The sequence below is a fragment of the Plantactinospora alkalitolerans genome (genome assembly GCF_015690345.1).
Classification (GTDB): Bacteria; Actinomycetota; Actinomycetes; order Mycobacteriales; family Micromonosporaceae; genus Plantactinospora; species Plantactinospora alkalitolerans.
This window is the reverse complement of record NZ_JADPUN010000213.1, coordinates 1-17,224: the sequence shown is the minus strand read 5'-3', so window position 1 is coordinate 17,224 and position 17,224 is coordinate 1. Positions and strand designations below refer to the sequence as shown.

General features: G+C 72.1%; 10 protein-coding genes. 8 read left to right on the top strand and 2 right to left on the bottom strand.

Annotated features, from left to right (window positions below; translation table 11 throughout):
- Positions 1 to 52 precede the first annotated feature (52 nt).
- The 6 genes from I0C86_RS23590 to I0C86_RS23565 all read left to right on the top strand — a co-directional run bounded on the left by I0C86_RS23590 (position 53) and on the right by I0C86_RS23565 (position 7,331).
- Positions 53 to 1,405 carry an ABC transporter substrate-binding protein gene (locus tag I0C86_RS23590; protein WP_196203462.1) on the top strand — a complete coding sequence of 451 codons (1,353 nt, stop codon included), beginning with the start codon at positions 53 to 55 and terminating at the stop codon, positions 1,403 to 1,405.
- Positions 1,402 to 2,328, top strand: coding sequence for a carbohydrate ABC transporter permease (locus I0C86_RS23585; protein ID WP_323373807.1), 927 nt, complete (start codon positions 1,402 to 1,404; stop codon positions 2,326 to 2,328). The genes I0C86_RS23590 and I0C86_RS23585 overlap by 4 nt, the downstream gene beginning before the upstream one ends.
- Positions 2,325 to 3,146, top strand: coding sequence for a carbohydrate ABC transporter permease (locus I0C86_RS23580; RefSeq protein WP_323373806.1), 822 nt, complete (start codon positions 2,325 to 2,327; stop codon positions 3,144 to 3,146). The genes I0C86_RS23585 and I0C86_RS23580 overlap by 4 nt, the downstream gene beginning before the upstream one ends.
- 97 nt (positions 3,147 to 3,243) lie before the next feature.
- The gene (locus tag I0C86_RS23575; RefSeq protein ID WP_196203461.1) at positions 3,244 to 4,335 is read left to right on the top strand and encodes an ABC transporter ATP-binding protein; all 1,092 of its coding nucleotides are present in this window, start codon (positions 3,244 to 3,246) and stop codon (positions 4,333 to 4,335) included.
- 175 nt (positions 4,336 to 4,510) lie between these two features.
- Positions 4,511 to 5,896, top strand: a complete 1,386-nt coding sequence (locus tag I0C86_RS23570) for a serine/threonine-protein kinase (RefSeq protein WP_196203460.1) — start codon at positions 4,511 to 4,513, stop codon at positions 5,894 to 5,896.
- A 172-nt stretch (positions 5,897 to 6,068) separates the two neighbouring features.
- Positions 6,069 to 7,331, top strand: coding sequence for a nucleotide sugar dehydrogenase (locus I0C86_RS23565; RefSeq protein WP_196203459.1), 1,263 nt, complete (start codon positions 6,069 to 6,071; stop codon positions 7,329 to 7,331).
- 35 nt (positions 7,332 to 7,366) lie between these two features.
- On the opposite strand, the gene I0C86_RS23560 is transcribed toward I0C86_RS23565, so the two are convergent.
- Positions 7,367 to 8,527: a glycosyltransferase gene (locus I0C86_RS23560; RefSeq protein ID WP_230394653.1), complete on the bottom strand. Its 1,161-nt coding sequence runs from the start codon at positions 8,525 to 8,527 to the stop codon at positions 7,367 to 7,369.
- Positions 8,528 to 8,721: 194 nt separating this feature from the next.
- A complete protein-coding gene (locus I0C86_RS23555; RefSeq protein ID WP_323373805.1) occupies positions 8,722 to 14,586 on the bottom strand; it encodes a WD40 domain-containing protein in 5,865 nt (1,954 codons plus the stop codon).
- 119 nt (positions 14,587 to 14,705) lie between these two features.
- Here I0C86_RS23555 and I0C86_RS23550 point away from each other — a divergent pair, with 119 nt between their 5' ends.
- Positions 14,706 to 15,974 carry an ArsB/NhaD family transporter gene (locus tag I0C86_RS23550; RefSeq protein WP_323373804.1) on the top strand — a complete coding sequence of 423 codons (1,269 nt, stop codon included), beginning with the start codon at positions 14,706 to 14,708 and terminating at the stop codon, positions 15,972 to 15,974.
- A 103-nt stretch (positions 15,975 to 16,077) separates the two neighbouring features.
- Entirely contained in the window at positions 16,078 to 17,148 is a 1,071-nt protein-coding gene (locus I0C86_RS23545; protein ID WP_196203457.1) for an amidohydrolase family protein, read from the top strand.
- Positions 17,149 to 17,224 lie beyond the last annotated feature (76 nt).

The window sequence follows — 17,224 nt, the reverse complement described above, 5'->3', positions numbered from 1 at the left end:
TGGTGCCCGCAGCAGGCGACCGGGCCGGCCCGCCACCACACGGGGAGGCACGATGGCACCACACGCAGACCCAGGCAGCCCAGATCTCCGGCTCGACCGTCGCCGACTCCTCGGCCTCGGCCTCGCCGCCGGGGCCGCTCCGTTCCTCGCCGCCTGCGGCGGGGCCTCGACCACCGGGTCGGACACCGAAGGTGCGATCACCTTCATCTCCACCCAGTTCACTCCGGTGGAGGAGCGGCAACGGTTCGAGCAGATCCTCCGCGACCGGGTGAAGTCCGGCGCGGTCGCCTACAACACGGTCGAGCCGAACGTCTTCTCCTCCACCATCACCTCCCAGGTGGCGGCGGGCCGGGTCCAGGTGAGCCTCGCCGGTGGTCTGCACGGGGACTTCGCCCCGCACGCCGACAAGTTCGAGAACCTCGACGACCTGGCCACGAAGCTCGCCGACCGCCAGTTTCCGCCGGAGATCGCGAACCTCGGCAAGCTGGCCGGCGGCGCCACGACGTACCTGCCGTGGATGCAGGCGTCGTACGTGCTCGCGGTCAACAAGCGGGCCCTGGAGTGGCTGCCCAGCGGGGCCGACGTGCAGAGCCTCACCTACGACCAACTGTTGGCCTGGATCACCGCCGCCCGGCGGGGCAACGGCAACAAGCCGGTCTTCGGCCTGCCCTGCGGCCCGAAGGGCCTCTACCACCGGTTCTTCCAGGGCTACCTGCTGCCGAGCTTCACCGGCGGTCAGATGACGACGTTCCGGGGCCCGGAGGCGGCCACCGCCTGGCAGTACATGAAGGAGCTGTGGGCACAGACCGCCCCGGCGTCGACCAACTTCGACAACATGCAGGAGCCGCTGCAACGCGGTGAGGTGCTGATCGCCTGGGACCACGTCGCCCGGCTGGTCAACGCCCCGGCCGACAAGCCGGACGACTGGGTGATGGCGCCTGCGCCGCGCGGCCCGAAGGGTCTGGGCTACATGCTGGTCGTCGCCGGCCTGGCGATCCCGCGCGGCGCGCCGGAGGTGGACCGGGCGCGTGCGGTGATCGAGGCGCTGACCACCCCGGACGTGCAGCTCGAGGTGCTGCGCCGGAACGCGTTCTTCCCGGTCGTCAACGCCCAGCTTCCGGCCGACCTGCCGCCCGCCGTCGCACTGGAGGCCGAGGCGGTACGCCGGCAGCAGAGCGCCGAGGGTGCCGTCCTCGCGCTGCCGCCGGTCGGGTTGGGCGCCAAGGACGGCGAGGTGTCGCAGATCTTCAAGAACTGCTTCAAGGAGATCTGCCTGGACGGCCGACCCGTGCAGCAGGTCCTGGACCGCCAGGCCCAGCAGTTGAACGCCATCCTGGACGAGGCGAAGGTGCCGTGCTGGCGCCCGGACCCGGTCGCGGCGGGGCAGACGTGTCGGGTGCAGTGACGACGGCGCCCGACCCGGCCCCGTCGGAACCCTCGTCGTCGGCGGCCGTCCCGCCCCGGGCGACCCGCCGGCGACGGCGGTCCCGGGTGCCGACCGCCGCCCTGCTGGTCGCACCCTCGGTCGTGTTCCTGGCCGCACTGTTCCTCTGGCCGATCGCGGTCGGCGTCGGGCAGGCGTTCACCGGCGCCGACGGGCCCACGCTGGCCCACCTGCGCCGGATGGTCGACGATCCGTACTTCTGGACCGCCACCCGGAACACCGCCCTGCTGATCGTCGTGCTCATCCCGCTCCAGTTCGCGTTCGCGCTGACCATGGCGCTGCTGCTGCGGGAGCGTCCCCGGCTGTCGTCGTTCTACTTCTACGTCTGGTGCGTACCGCTGGCGATCAGTGACCTCGCGGCCGGCCTGGTCTGGCTGTCGATCTTCGCCGACCGGGGGTACCTCAACTCGGCGCTGTCCCGGTTCGGGCTCGGAGACGGCTTCGCCTGGCTGTCGTACGACAACCAGACCAGCATGTTCGTCGCGGTGCTACTGGCCGAGCTGTGGCGGGCGACCTCGCTGGTCCTGGTGATCGTGGTCGCGGGACTGCAGAACATCCCGCGCGACTACGACGAGGCGGCGGCGGTCTTCGGCGCGACGTACTGGCAGCGGCTGCGGCACGTCATCCTGCCCCAGTTGCGGCCGAGCCTGCAGGTCGCGCTCATCCTCCGGACGATCCTCGGACTCCAGACCTTCGCCGTCGCCCAGGCGCTCACCGGCCGGAGCTTCCCGCTGCTGGTCGGCGAGACCTACCAGTGGTACGTCACGCTCCAGAACGAACACGTCTCGGCGGCGATCGCACTGGTCATTCTCCTGATGTCGCTCGGCACCGCCGTCGTCTACCTGCGGGTGCTACGCGATCCGGCCACCGGCGGGATCCGGTGAGCCGCCGGAGCGCCGCCCGGCGCCGCACCGTCGGAATCCATCTCGCCTGCGTCGCCGTCACCCTCTTCATGGGCGTACCGATCTACCTGATCGCGCTGGCCGCGCTCTCCAGCCGCGAATCACTGAACCGCTTCCCGCTCTCCCTGCTGCCCGTTGACCTGTCGACCGAGACGATGCGGGTCTTCCTGGACAGCACGGGAGTGATCGGCGGTTTCCAGAACTCCGTCGAGGTCGGCCTGCTCAGCCTGATCCTGTCGCTGGCCCTCGGCGTACCGGCCGGATACGCCGTCGCCCGGTACGCGTTCCGGGGGCGGGAACCGTACCAACTCTTCCTGCTGCTCACCCGGGCCCTGCCGATCGTCGTGCTCTCGGTGCCACTGGCCCGGGTCTTCCTGGCCAGCGGGCTCTACGACACGACGTACGCGGTGGCGCTGCTGCACACCGCGCTGGCCCTGCCCACCACCGTGCTGATCACGTCGGCGATCTTCGTCGCGGTGCCGGTCGAGCACGAGGAGGCGGCGATGATCTTCGGGGCCAGCGCGCCGCAGGCCTTCGCCCGGGTCGTACTGCCGCAGGCACTGCCCGGGATCGCCGCTGCCGCCATCTTCACCTTCGTCACCTCCTGGAACGAGGTGCTGGGTGCGGCGGTGCTCACCCTCAACCGCCGTACCCTGCCGGCCCAGGTGCTCTCGACCCTCGCCGACTCACCACTGGCCTTCCGGTTCGCCGGCGGCTTCGCGCTCGTCGTACCGGCCCTGGTCTTCATCGCGTTCATGCGCCGGTACCTGTTGAACATGTGGGGAACCACGATCCGCTGACCTCGCCGGACCGACCGGCGGACCGGCGAGGACCGCGGCGCTCACCGGCAGGGAATCGGCGGCACCGAGGAAGTGGCACCGAGGAAAGGGACGGACGTTGGCCGAGATCGTGCTGCGAAATCTGGCGAAGACCTATCCGGGGACCAGGACGCCCGCCACCGACGACATCAGCCTGGACGTACGCGACGGCGAGTTCCTGGTGCTCGTCGGCCCCAGTGGCTGCGGCAAGACGACCCTGCTCCGGATGATCGCCGGGTTGGAGTCGCCGGACGAGGGCACCGTGCACATCGGTGGCCGGGACGTGACCGACCTGCCGGCGCGGCAGCGCGGGCTCTCCATGGTCTTCCAGTCGTACGCCATCTTTCCGCACCTGCGGGTCCGGCAGAACATCGCGTTCGGGCTGACCATGCGGAAGACCCCGAAGGCGGAGGTCGACCGGCGGGTCGGCGAGGCGGCCGAGTTGCTGCACCTGACCGAGTACCTCGACCGGTATCCGGCCCAGCTCTCCGGGGGCCAGCGCCAGCGGGTCGCGGTGGCCCGGGCCATCGTGGTGGACGCCGACGTGCTGCTGATGGACGAGCCGCTGTCCAACCTGGACGCGCTGCTCCGGATGGAGTTCCGTACCGAGCTGAAGCGGATCGTCGGCAAGCTCGGCACCACCACCGTCTACGTGACGCACGACCAGGCCGAGGCGCTCTCCCTCGGCGACCGGGTCGCGGTGCTCCGGGAGGGCCGGATCGCCCAGGTCGGGCCGCCGCTGGAGGTGTACGACGCTCCCGCCGACGAGTTCGTGGGCGGGTTCCTCGGCGCTCCGCCGATGAACTTCCTGCCGGCGCGGCTGGACCGCTCGGCGGACCGGCCCGGGTTGCGGTTCGGCGACCAGCGGATCACCGCCCCGGTGGCGCTGGCCGACCATCCGTCCGAGGAACTGACCGTCGGCGTCCGGGCCGAGAACATCGAGGTCTTCGACGCCGACGGTCCGGATCGGCTCGCCGCCCGGGTGGAGGTGGTCGAGCCGACCGGAGCCGCCATCCTGCTCACGGTGGATCTGGAAGGTCGGCAGCTCAAGGTGCAGACCCCGCCGAGCTTCCGGATCGGCCCCGGCAGCCCGGTCTGGCTCGCCGTCGACCCGGGCCGGATGCGCTTCTACCGGTCCGGCGACTCGACCGCGATCCAACTGACGGAGTAGCCGCACCGCACCGTCGGGGCCCGCCCGCGATCCGGCCGCCGGCCGGGCGGGCGAGACCCCGTTCGGTACGCGGGCGACGCCGGTCGGTAAGGTCGCGCGCGTACCTGTCGGGAAGTCTCGCGGAAGACACCGCCGCGATTGGGTACGAGATCCACCCGCTGGGTACGGTGAGCACGTGCTGGAATCCGGAGTCGTGCTGGGCGGGCGGTACCGTCTCGATGACCGTGTCGCCACCGGTGGAATGGGTGACGTGTGGCGCGGCACCGACGTGGTGCTCGGTCGCCGCGTCGCGGTGAAGGTGCTGTTGCCGGCTCTGCTGGCCGACCCCGATTTCATCGCCAGATTCCGCGCCGAGGCCCGGATGCTGGCCACCCTGCACCATCCCGGCATCGTCCAGGTCTACGACTTCGGTGAGGACGAACTGCCGTCCGGCCGGACCGACTACCTGGTCATGGAGTACGCCGACGGCGAGCCGCTGTCGGCGCGGATCCGCGAGGCGGGCCGACTCGGCGTCGCGGAGACCCTCCGGGTGGTGGCGCAGGTCGCGCACGCCCTGCACGCCGCGCACCGGGGCGGGATCGTGCACCGGGACGTCAAGCCGAGCAACCTGCTGATCCAGACCGACGGCCGGGTGCGGCTGCTCGACTTCGGAGTTGCCCGCTCGGTCAACATCACCAGCATCACCAGCGCCAACGCGGTGCCGGGAACGGCCCTCTACATGGCTCCCGAGCAGGCCGCCGGCCGACCCGTCTCGGCGGCCACCGACATCTACGCGCTGGGTACGGTCGCGTACCAGTGCATCGTGGGGGAGCCGCCGTTCACCGGGGACAACCCGTTGCAGGTGGCGGTGAAGCACCTGCACGAGGAGGCGCCACCGCTGCCCGACGACGTACCCGCGTCGGTCGCGGCGCTGATCGAGCGGACGCTGTCCAAGGATCCGGCCGACCGTTACCCGGATGCCGCCGCGCTGGCGGCGGCGGCCCGGGCGGCCGCGCGCGATCCGGAGGTCGCCGCCGCGGACGCGGCGGACGACGCCGGAGAGGGCGGCCCCCGGAACGCGGCGGTCGTGGGCGTCCCCCGGGTGCGTTCGGCCCGCCGGGGATCGGGGGCCGGCACCCTCGCCGACAATCCCGTCGTGCCGTCGGACGAACGGTCCCGCGAGCCCGGCATCGGCGTCCTGACCCTGGCCGGGATCGCCGCCGTCATCGGGCTGGGCGCGGCCGCCGTGACTCTGCTGATCGCCTTCCGGGCGGACGACCGGTCACCGGCGACGGGCGCGACGCCGTCGCCGACGGTCAGCGTGAGCGCGACCGTCGAATCGACCGCGCCGGAGGTGACGGCGACCGTCCCGAGTGGTGGCGGAGACGCTCCGCCGACCCGGCCGAGGGGTACTCCCCGACCGACGCCGTCCGTGACGGCGAGTCCGGAGCCGGAGCCGGACGCCGAGCCGTCGGCCGAGCCCACCCGCACGGTGGAGCCCACCAACCCGGCACCGACGACTCCCGCGGGCGGACCCGACGACCCGCCGAGCGGCGGACCCGCCGATCCGGACGGGCGCTGACCAGCCCGGCACTTCCCGCTTCGACATTCACCCTTGGTAGTGTTTCCAGCACGCACAGTTCTTCCTGATGGAAGGACCACGAAATACTTGCCTTTATCCTTGTTTTCAAGGTGATCAACGATAAATCGCCCTAAGGTGTGCACCACGTCGATTCTGTACGTTGGGAGCCCGCATGAGCAGGGAAAAGCTGGTTGTCGTTGGTCAGGGGTACGTCGGTCTCCCGCTCGCGGTCTCGGCGGTGGAGGCTGGCCTCGATGTCGTCGGGCTCGACCTCGACACGACCCGGATCAAGCGACTCGGCATCGGGGAGTCCTTTGTCGAGGACATCTCCGACCTGCGGCTCGGTCAGGCACTGGCGACCGGGCGGTACCTGCCGACCAGCGACTACGCCGACGCCAGCGACTTCGACGTCTGTGTGATCAGCGTGCCGACCCCGCTGCGGGACGGCGTGCCGGACCTCAGCTACGTCGAGCAGGCCGGCACCGCACTGGCGCCGCACCTGCGGCCCGGCGCCACGGTGATCCTGGAGTCGACGACCTATCCCGGCACCACCGAGGAACTGCTGCTGCCGCTGCTGGAGCAGGGCAGCGGGCTGCGCAGCCCGGGCGACTTCCACCTCGGCTACAGCCCCGAACGGATCGACCCCGGCAATCCCACCTGGCGCCTGGACAACACTCCGAAGGTGGTTTCCGGAATGGACCCGGCGGCGCTGGCCCGGGTCGACGCCTTCTACCGCCAGATCGTGCAGCGGACCGTGCCGGTCGACTCGACCCGGGTCGCCGAACTCACCAAGCTGATCGAGAACACCTTCCGCCAGGTCAACATCGCGCTGGTCAACGAGCTGGCGGTGTTCAGCCACCAACTGGGCATCGACATCTGGCAGGCCATCGACGCGGCGGCCACCAAGCCGTTCGGCTTCATGTCGTTCACACCCGGACCGGGGACCGGTGGGCACTGCCTGCCGATCGACCCCTGCTACCTCTCCTGGCAGGTCAAGCGGCGGCTGGGCCGACAGTTCCGGTTCATCGAGCTGGCCAGCGACATCAACCACACCATGCCCGAGTACGTGGCCCAGCGGGTGATGGCCGGTCTCAACACCCGAGGTCGGCCGTTGAACGGCGCCACCGTGCTGATGATCGGCCTGGCGTACAAGAAGAACACCGGGGACCTCCGGGACTCGCCCGCGGTCGACCTGGCCAATCGTCTGCACGCCCTCGGCGCGCGGGTCAGGGCGGTCGAGCCACACGCCGACCCGCAGCAGATCCCGGCCTGGGTGGCGGTCGTGGAGCCGACCGAGGCCGAGGTCCGGACGGCCGACGCGGTCGTCGTGGTCACCGACCACGACGGCGTCGACTACGAGTCGGTCACCCGCACCGCCTCCTACGTCTTCGACAGCCGCAACCGGTGCACCGGCCCGAACGTCGAACAACTCTGAGCCGGCGGCCCCGAACCCCGGACGGCGGCGTCGAGTCAACGGGCCCGGGCGAACGCGGCCACCGGATCGACGTGCTCGGTCGGCCAGCAGCCCCGGGCCATGGCCAGCCGGTGGTAGAGGTCGCGGGTGGCCGCCACCAGCCGGGGCGTACCGAACGCCTCCCGGGTTTCGGCCAGCGCCGCCCGACCCATCGTGGTACGCAGGTAGTCGTCGCCGAGCAGCCGTAGCACCGCCCGGGACAGTCCCTCCGCGTCCCGGCGATCGCACAGCAGTCCGGTCCGACCGTGCCGGACCACCTCGGCGGTGCCGCCGACGTCGGTGGCGACGACGGGCCGACCGGCCTGCCCGGCCTCGATCAGTGCCAGTGGAATTCCCTCCTGGTCCGAGGTCAGCAGGACCAGGTCCGCCGCCGCGTAGACCGTCTCCACGTCCAGCCGCCAGGGCAGGAACATGATGCCGAGCCCCTCGGCCAGTGCCTGGGCCGTCGTCTCGGCCAGCCGGTCACCGTCACCGCAGACCACGAACCGGACATCGGGCATGCTGCGCCGGACCGTCCGGGCCACCGCCAGGATCCGGTCGAGCCGCTTGACCGCGGTGACCGGGCCGACGTACGCCACCACCGGGCCGGCTCCGGTCAGCCCGAGCGCCCGCCGGGCCCGCTCCCGGTCCGGTACGGGCGACAGGCTCGCCCCCGGCGGCATCACGGTGTACTGGTGCGGTCGTCCGATCCGGGCGGCGAGCAGGTCGTCCCGGACCTGGGCGCCCACCGCGATCAGGGCATGGCTGGTCCACGCCAGGGTCGCCTCGGCGCCCCCGACGAGCCGGGCGAGCCCTCGCGACGGCAGCGGGCCGGGCAGCGGATGACCGTGGAAACTGTGCACCCGGATCGGCACCCGGCAGGTCGCGGCCGCCAGCCGGCCCAGCACACCGCCGCGCAGGTCGTGCGTGTGCACGAGGTCCGGCTGGAACTGGCGGATCGCCGCGACCAGGGCGGTCAGGGCCCGGAGGTTTTCCACCGGCCGGGCCGAGCGCCGGAGTGCCGGCAGCACCCGGACCGGCACGTCGGCGGCACCCAGCCGCCGGTAGTCCAGCTCACCCGCCTCGACCGGCCCGGCGTAGAGACGCTGCTCGAACCGGTCCGGGTCCAGGCCGCGCATCAACGCGCTGACCTGTGGCGCAGCCTCACCGATGGTCATCCGGGAGATGATCCGCAGGACCCGAAGCGGTCGCATGGTCGAGCCTTTCGCGAGTCGCGGCACGCCGAGGACCGGCCGTGCCGGAAATTCACTGTTAGTCCCGTTATACCGCCATTTGAGGCGATGCGGCGAAACTCCGGAGAATCGGCAGGGTGAGACCGTCCAAAGATGAAACCGTCTAGCGGCCAGACCGTCTAGAAGGGTGCGTCGGCCGGCAGCCGGCGGACCTGGGTGAGGTAGGCGTCGAGCTCACCGGTCTCGAACCGACAGGTGCCGATCGCGTGCCAGAACTGGCCGGCGGCGTCACCTTCCAACTTGTACCGCCCGTCCGGGCTCAGCGCCGCCCAGCCGTCCGGCAGCCCGAGCAGGGTCAGCCGGGGCTGCGCGTGCTCCGGATCGGCCACGTCCCACAGCCGTACGCTGCCGTCGTCCGCGGCGCTGGCCAGGAGCGTACTGTCCGGACTGAACGCCACCGACCAGACCCGCCGGCTGTGCCCACCCAGCGACCCGTGCCGGCGCCCGGTACGGGGATCCCACAACCGGATCGCCAGATCGTCACCGGCGGTTGCCAGCAGCTTGCCGTCCGGGCTGAACGCCGCCGTCCAGAGCCGACCCGTGTGCTCGGTGAACACCCGCACCCGGGCACCGGTCACCGTGTCCCAGAGCACGGCGGTGCCGTCGTTGCTCGCACTGACCAGCAGCCCACCGTCCGGGCTGAACACCACCGCGTAGACCCGGTCGGTGTGCTGCTCCAGGCTGTGCCGGCAGGTACCGGACGCGGCGTCCCAGAGCCGTACCAGCCGATCGTCGCAACCGGTCGCGATCGTCAGACCGTCCGGACTGAACGCGACCGAGCGGACCCGCCCCCGGTGCGGGCTCAGCGTGCCGATCTGCCGACCGGTCGTGCGGTACCACAGTCGCACCGTGTCGTCGTCGTTGGCGGTCGCCATCACGTCCCCGTCCGGGCTGAACGCCTCCGCCCAGACGTGGTCGGTGTCCACGTCGAGCTCCCGCTCGTCCACACCGGTCTCCACATTCCACAGGTGCACGCCACCGTCACCGCTGGCCGCGGCGAGAACCGGCGTACCGGGGCAGAAGACGGCCGAGATCAACCGGTCCGACGTACCCGCGATCTGCCGTACGCAGCGCCCGCCCCGCGGGTCCCACAACCGGACCACGCCGTCGTTGCCGCAACTGGCCAGCATCGACCCGTCCTCCCGAAACGCCACCGAGGTGACCCGCCGGCCGTGCCCGCGCAACGTGTGCTGGCACTGACCGGAGCGTACGTCCCACAGCCGGGTGGTGCCGTCGTTGCTGCTGGTCACCAACTGGTCCTCGGTGGGGTGGAACGCGATCGGCCACACCGAACCCCGGTGCCGGCTCAACTCGTGCCGAAGTTGCCCGGTCGGCACGTCCCACAGCCGGACCCCGCCGTCGCTGGAGGCAGCGGCCAGCGTCTCCCCGGCGCCGTTGAACCGGACACTGTAGATGGCCCCGGTCTGCCGGTCGAGGGTCCGGACGGCCCGGCCGGTCGTCGGCTCCCAGAGCCGCACCGAACCCTGGATGTCCCCGGAGGCCAGCAGCGTCCCGGTCGGATCGAAGTCCAGCGCGTAGACGTCCGCCTCGTGGCCGCGCAGCACCACCCGGTCCTCGCCGGTACGGATGTCGCTGATCCGGATCCGGCCGCCCTGCCCGGCTACGGCCAGCAGGGTGCCGTCCGTGCTGATCTGGAGCCGGTAACCGACCTCCGGGTCGCGCTTTTCGTAGCGCAGGGTGCCGGTGCCCAGGTCCCAACCCCGGACCACCCCGGCGCTGTCCCCCACCAGCAGCAGCGTCCCGTCGGGACTGAACGAGGCGGTCCAGATCGGCGGGGCGTGCCCGGTCAACTCGTGGCGGGGCTCGGCGGTGCCGGTGTCGAAGACCCGGACCGTACCGGCGGCGTCGCCGACCGCCAGCATGCCCCGGGACCGGTCCACCGTCACCGGCCAGACCCAGTCCCGGAAGCCCTCCAGCACGTGCCGCAGGTCACCGTGGTCCGCGTCCCAGAGCCGGACGGTCAGGTCGGCCGACGCGGTCACCAACTGGTGCCCGGCGATGTCGTAGTCCACCAGGTACACCCGGCCACGGTGGCCCTGGAGGGTCCGGACCGGCAGCCCGGACGCGGTGTCACAGATCAGCACCCCGCCGTCGTCGCTGCCCACCGCGAGCGTCGTGCCGTCCGGGCCGTACGCCACCGGGTCCGGGATGCGTCCGACCTCGAAGCCGTACGCGACGCCGACGGCCGGTGGCGCCAACCCGGGCACCACCGGCCGACCGGGTGCCAGTACCGCGCCGCGCAGTTCCGGAGCGATCAGCAGCGCCCGGTCGGCCTGCACGTCGATCAGCGAGGCCCGATGCCAACTGCTACCCAGCACCGCGACCCCGCGCAGGTCGGCCCGGAGGAACCGGGCACCGGTCAGGTCCGCACCGCGCAGGTCGGCGTCGACCAGGTTGGTCTGGTCCAGCCGGGCGCCGGCCAGCCGGGCACCACGCAGGTTCGCGCCGCGCAGGTTGGTGGCTACCAGCCGGGCGTCGCTGAGGTCCGCCTCGCTCAGGTCCGCGCCGGCCAGCTCCCGATGCGAGAGATCCTCGCCGCGCAGCGAGGCGCCCCGCAGGTCGGCCCGGGACGGCAGCCGCAACCGGGCGCTGAGCCGGAGCGCGTTCGCCCGCGCCGTCTCGTTGGCGGTCTCGTCGCCGAGGATCCGGCCGGCCCACTCCTCGCAGCGCGCGGCGTTCGCCAGATCGGAGAGGAAGTCGACGGTGAGCTGGGACAACGGCCGGCGGGTCAGGGCCAGCGGCGCCTCGCCCCGGTTCAGCCGCTCCGCCAGGTCGTTCGCGACGAGCCACTCGACCACCGAGGCGTGGATGAAGCCGAACAACCCCTCGTCGGTACGGACCAGCAGGCTGCCCGCGCCCACCGCGTGCGTCGCCTGCTGCCGGGACAGCCGGTACTCGGCGAGGTCGGTCAGCGTCTCGGCGACCTCGGCGATCTCCGCCAGTCGCAGGTAGGACTCACCGCTCTCCCAGAGCCGCAGTGCGAGCCGGGTCACCGCGACCAGGAGTTCCGCCTGGCCGAGGCTGACCGGCGCACCCGGCACCCCCTGGGTCCGCCGCTCCTCGAAGTCGAGCCAGGACTGGAGGATCTCCCGGTACAGCGCCGCCGCGCTGAACGTGGCGCTCGTCCCGGCCACCGCCGCGAGCCGGCGGTCGTCCAGGTTGGCGATGAAGCCGAGCATCCGCGGATTGCGGGAGAGCCCGAGCAGGTCCTGTACGCCGCGCAGCAGGTCCATCCGGTCCTGGGCGGCCTGCTCGTCGCCGCCGTAGCGGTGTCGAAGATAGGTGCGGATCTGCCCCGGCGTGAAGTCCTCGATGTTGAGCACCCGGCGGTGCGGCAACAGCCCGACCCGTTCGCCGAGGGCGGTGAGCACCTGCGAGTTGGTCTTGAAGTGCTGGGTACGGCTGCTGACCACGACCTTGGCGTTGCCGTCGGCGGCCTGGAGCAGCGCCTCCAGATGGTCCGCCGCGCGGTCGTAGGTGACCCGGGCGACCAGCTCGTCGAAGCCGTCGAAGAGCAGCACGATCCGCCCCTGCCGGAGCATGAACCGGAACGCCTTGAGGTCGATCACCTGCTCGCCGTGGTTGGCCAGGTGGGCCGCGACCAGCCCGTCGACCGAGTGCGCCTTGTCCAGTGCGCGCAGCTCCACCAGGATCGGGATCAGGTCCGGCGCGGCCGTCGGCAGCCGTCGGGCCAGCTCCCGCAACGCGAAGGTCTTGCCCCGGCCGAAGTCGCCGAGCACCAGGGCGAACCGGCCGTCCGGGGCGTTCATCATCCGCAGCAGTTCCTCGACCACGTCCTCCTGGACGCCCTGCTCCCCGCCGACGAGATGGCGGTAGCGCTGCGGCACGTACAGGCCGGGTGGGTAGAGCTGGTCGGCCTGCAACCGGGCGGTCTGCGCCGCGACGTAGTCGCGCAGGTCCAGCAGGCCCTGGAACTCGGTCAGGTTGAGCACCCGGACACCCCGGCGCAGCGCGTCGTCGTACTGGGCGCGGGGGAACCGGGGGCCGTCGTAGACCAGCTCCGAGCTGATCTCCGGATTCGCGGCGTGCACCCGCCGGGCGAAGGCGTCGACCTGCGCCGGGGTCGGCTGGCCGAGGCTCACCCCGACCCGCTGCTGCCGGACCACGCCGTCCTCGCGGTAGGTGAGGAACAGGTGCGGCAGGTCACCGGCCCGCTCGCCGACCGGCTGTGCCCCGGCCCGCTGCCCGCCGACCCGCCGGATCAACACCCGGTCGTGCCGCGCCTCGCAGACCTCGGCCAGCCGGTCGAGCAGTTCCTCGGCCGGGTCGGGCCGCTGGTCCGGGCCGTCCGCCCCGAACTCCGCCCGGTCGTCGACGCCCTGCCCCGGACCGGCCGGCCCGGAACTCTGGGCCGGGCCCTCGTCGTGCCCGGACACCCGCTGGCCGGGCACCTGGGCCGGGCCGGCGGTGCCGAAGGTCGCCTCGACCCGGGACCAGCGGCGGGGGATCTCCTCGCCGGCGTCGTACCGGTCGTGCCGGCCGAGCACCCAGCGGGTCAGGCCGGTCGGGCCGAGCCGGAGCACCTGGGCGCGTCCGTCCGTGACCGGCGGTGCGACCGGTACCGCCGTCTCGGCCGCCCCGCCGGACGGCGCGGCCCCGGACATCAGCAGGTTCAGCATCGGCGCGACCAGCCGGCCGAAGTTGGCGCCGTCGCGCAGCGGCGACTCCGGGCCGGTGAGCAGGCCTCCGGCGTACGGGCCGGCGTCGCCGGGATCGTGCGCCATCACCCCGAGCCGCAGCCAGCCGGTCTGCTGGTACGGGCGCAGCCACTGGGCGAACCAGCTTGCCTGGGCCTCGCCGAGGTGCCCGTAGTGGTCCTCGTCACGGTGACTGTCCGCGATGGTGGAGTTGAGCCCCGCCACCACCACCTGGAGGTCCGGTACGGCGTACAGGGTCCAGGGCTGTTCACTGTCGAAGATCGGTTCTTCCAGCCCCTGGTAGACCTCGTCGAACAGCCGGGCATAGTGCCGCCACTTCGGCCAGTAGGGCGGCTGCGGGTCGACGTCGTCGGCCTCGCAGGTGGCGAAGTAGGCCCGACTCGCGGCCCGGGTGATGTCCCGGGCGCCGGGGACCACCACCAGCCGGTGCGGCTCCACCCCGACCAGTACCCGCAGGCCGGTGAGGAAGCTCAGCGCGTCCTCGAACTCCCGGGCGCTACCCGACTCGGTGAGGTTGCCGGCCACCACGATCAGGTCGGGTCGGGGCACACCGTCGTTCATCAGCAGGGTCAGCTCGCCCATGATGTTCTCTTGCAGCTCGCCGGGGGTGACCGGGGCGCCGGGCTCGATCACTCCGCGACCGAACCGGGGACCGGCCACCTGGAGCACGGTCAGCGCGGTGCGGGTACCCGGCGCGGCACCGGCAGCCGGCGGAAACTGCGGCGGGTTGATCGGCGTACGCCGGGATCGTGGCCGGCGTCCGAGCCCGGCCGCGACCGGCTCCGGTAGCTGGCCGGCTCCGGTCGTCGCCGACCGGGGCTGCGGAAAGAGCGGCTGCTGGTCGGGCTTGGCCCGACCGTCGAGCGCCTGCCGGATCCGGTCCAGCACCCGACCCCGGGCCTGCGCGGGGTCCGCGACGCCGACCAGGTCCACGTAGGTGATGGTGGCCAGCAGACCGTCCAGTGGACAGTCCTCGATCCGGACGGTCACCAGCTTGTTGCCGGTGCCGGTCGGGTCGGCCCGCAGCGCGGCCTGCCACTCCAGTTTGCCGTAGGTGGAGCGCAGGTACCGTTCGGAGAGGACGGCGACCACCACGGCCGCCTCCCGGATGCCCCGGTCCATGAAGTCGATGAAGTTGGTGCCGGGCACGAAGTCCCAGGCCTGCAGCATCGTCCGGTATCCGGCGGCCTCGAACTCCCAGGCGAGCCAGGTCGCCCAGCGCTCGTCCGCCGGGGAGTAGCTGATGAAAAAGTCGATGGGCCGCTCGGCCCGGCCTGGCTGCACGCGACCTACCACTTGGACAGTATGCAGGGCGGGCGGTCGGGTGGCCGTCCCTGCGGAGCCGGCACGCTGCGCTCCGCCGTCGGAATCCCGCCCGGCGGCATGTGCGAAGATCCTGCTTCGTGGGCATCGACCCGGACGGCCCGTCCCCTGCCGCCAGCCACTCCCCGCCGACCTCGTCCGGCGGCCCGCCCGGTTCCCGGCCGGGCTGGCTGGGCCGGCTCGGCGTGCTCGACTGGATCTCGATCGGCCTGCTGGCCGTCGGGCTGATCTGTCTCCTGACCGGTCTCCTGCCGGTGCCCGAGGCGGACGACACGATGACCCGGATCATGCCGATCCTGCTCTTCCTCGGCACGATCGTGATCGTGGCCGAGCTGACCGCCACCGCCGGGGTGTTCGACGTGATCGCCGGCCGGCTGGCCAGCGTCGCCCGGGGCAGCTACCTGGCACTGTTCCTGCTCTGCGTGCTCTTCGCGTCGGTCACCACGATCGCGCTGAACCTCGACACCACGGCGGTGCTGCTCACCCCGGTGATGCTGGCGCTGGCCGTCCGGCTGGGCATCCCGGCGGTGCCGCTGGCGATGACCACGGTCTGGCTGGCCAACACGGCGAGCCTGCTGCTGCCGGTGTCGAACCTGACGAACATTCTCGCCGCCAACCGGGTCCGACTGGAGCCGGTACCGTTCGCCGGCCGGATGTGGCTGCCCCAACTCGTCGCGATCGCGGTCACCATGGCGGCGCTGTGGTTCTGGTACTGGCGGCGGGGACAGCGCGGAGCCGACCGGTTCGAGCCGCCAGCGCCGCAGGCCCCGGCCGACCTGGTGCTCTACCGTACGGCCTTCGCTGCCTGCCTCCTCTTCGTCGCCGGCATCCTGCTCGGGGTGGAGATCGGGCTCGCCTCGGCGATCGCCGCCGGCATCGTCATCGTCGGCTTCGCGGTACGCGCCCGCGAGCGGCTGACCCTGGCCCTGGTCCCGTGGCGGCTGCTGATCTTCGTCACCGGCCTGTTCCTGGTCCTCCGGACCGTCGGCCGGTACGGGCTGAACGACCTCGTCGGCGCGCTGATCGGCACGGACCCCGGTACGACCGGCGCGTTCCGGGCCGGTGCCACCGGCGCCGTCCTGTCCAACGTGGTCAACAACCTCCCCGCGTACGTCGCCGGTGAGGCCGTGGTGCCGTTCGCCAACCACACCCAACTGCTCGCCCTGCTGATCGGCACCAACGTCGGTCCACTGGCCACCCCGTGGGCCTCCCTCGCGACCCTGATCTGGTACGAACGCTGCGCGGCCTACGGCGTACGGGTGCCGCTGGGCAAGTTCATGGCGACCGGACTGGTGCTGGCGATCTGCTGCACCGCCGCCACCGTCGGCACCCTGCTGCTGGTCTCCTGACCGACCACGGCAGGTCAGCGCGTCGGGCGGTAGGGTGGTCGGCGATGACCTCGCTTCGTCCGGCCGAGCAGGCTCCGAGCGCCGTACACGCCGGTCGGCCGCGATGACCGTCCTGCGGGTACGCGGCCACGCCCTGCCCGACGGCGAGTGGGTCGACCTGTACGCCGACGGGGACCGCTGGACCACCGACCCGGTCCGGGGTGCCGAACTGGTCGCCGAGGGCTGGCTGCTTCCCGGCCTGGTCGACGCGCACACCCATCCGGGAGCCGAACTGCCCGGCGATCCGCTGGACGAGGAGCTGCTGCGCGAGGACCTGCGCCGGCACGCCCAGTCCGGCGTGGCACTGATCCGCTCGCCCGGCCTGGCCGGAGAGCCACCGGACTGGTTCGGTGTCGATCCGGAGCTGCCGCGTGCCGTACACGCCGGACCGTGGATCGCCCAGCACGGTCAGTTCTTCGACGGCTGGGGTCACCGGGTCGACCACGCGGAGCTGCCCCGGGTCGCCGCGGCACAGGCCGCCCGGACCGGATGGGCGAAGATCATCGCCGACTGGGATCTGGACGACGAACCCGTACCGGTGCCGGTGCTGCGTGCCGTGGTGGACGCGGTCCACGCCGTGGCAGGTCGCGTCGCCGTGCACTCTCAGCAGGCAGCGGGCGGTACGGCGGCGGTGGCGGCCGGGGTGGACTCGCTGGAACACGGCATGTGTCTGGACCCGGCCCTGCTGGCCAGGATGGCCGAACAGGGCACCGCGTTGACCCCGACGCTGTCGGTGATCACCGCATCGCTCGAGCGGCGGCGCGCGACTCCGGACAGACCGCACCGACGCTGGTACGTCGGCGGCGCCACCGCCCACGGACCGCTGGTGGCCGCCGCCGCCGAGGCCGGAGTCACCCTGTTGGCCGGTACCGACACCCGGCCGCACGGACGGGTCGCCGACGAGGTCCGCGCGATGGTCGCCGCCGGCGTACGCCCGCACGACGCGCTCGGATCGGCCTCCTGGACCGCCCGCGCCTACCTCGGCCTGCCCGGCCTCACCCCTGGCGCCCCCGCCGACGTCACCGTCTACGCCGAAGATCCCCGAACCGACCTCCGCCAGCTCGACACTCCCCGCGCCGTCGTCCTGCGCGGCAGAGCGGTAAGGAAGGGCCCCTTCTTATCGCTTTCTGTATAGGAAGGGCCCCTTCCTAACCTCCCTCAACGCGAAGCGAGCGAGCGGCGAGGGGTGCGGGGGTTACTTTTCGTCGGGG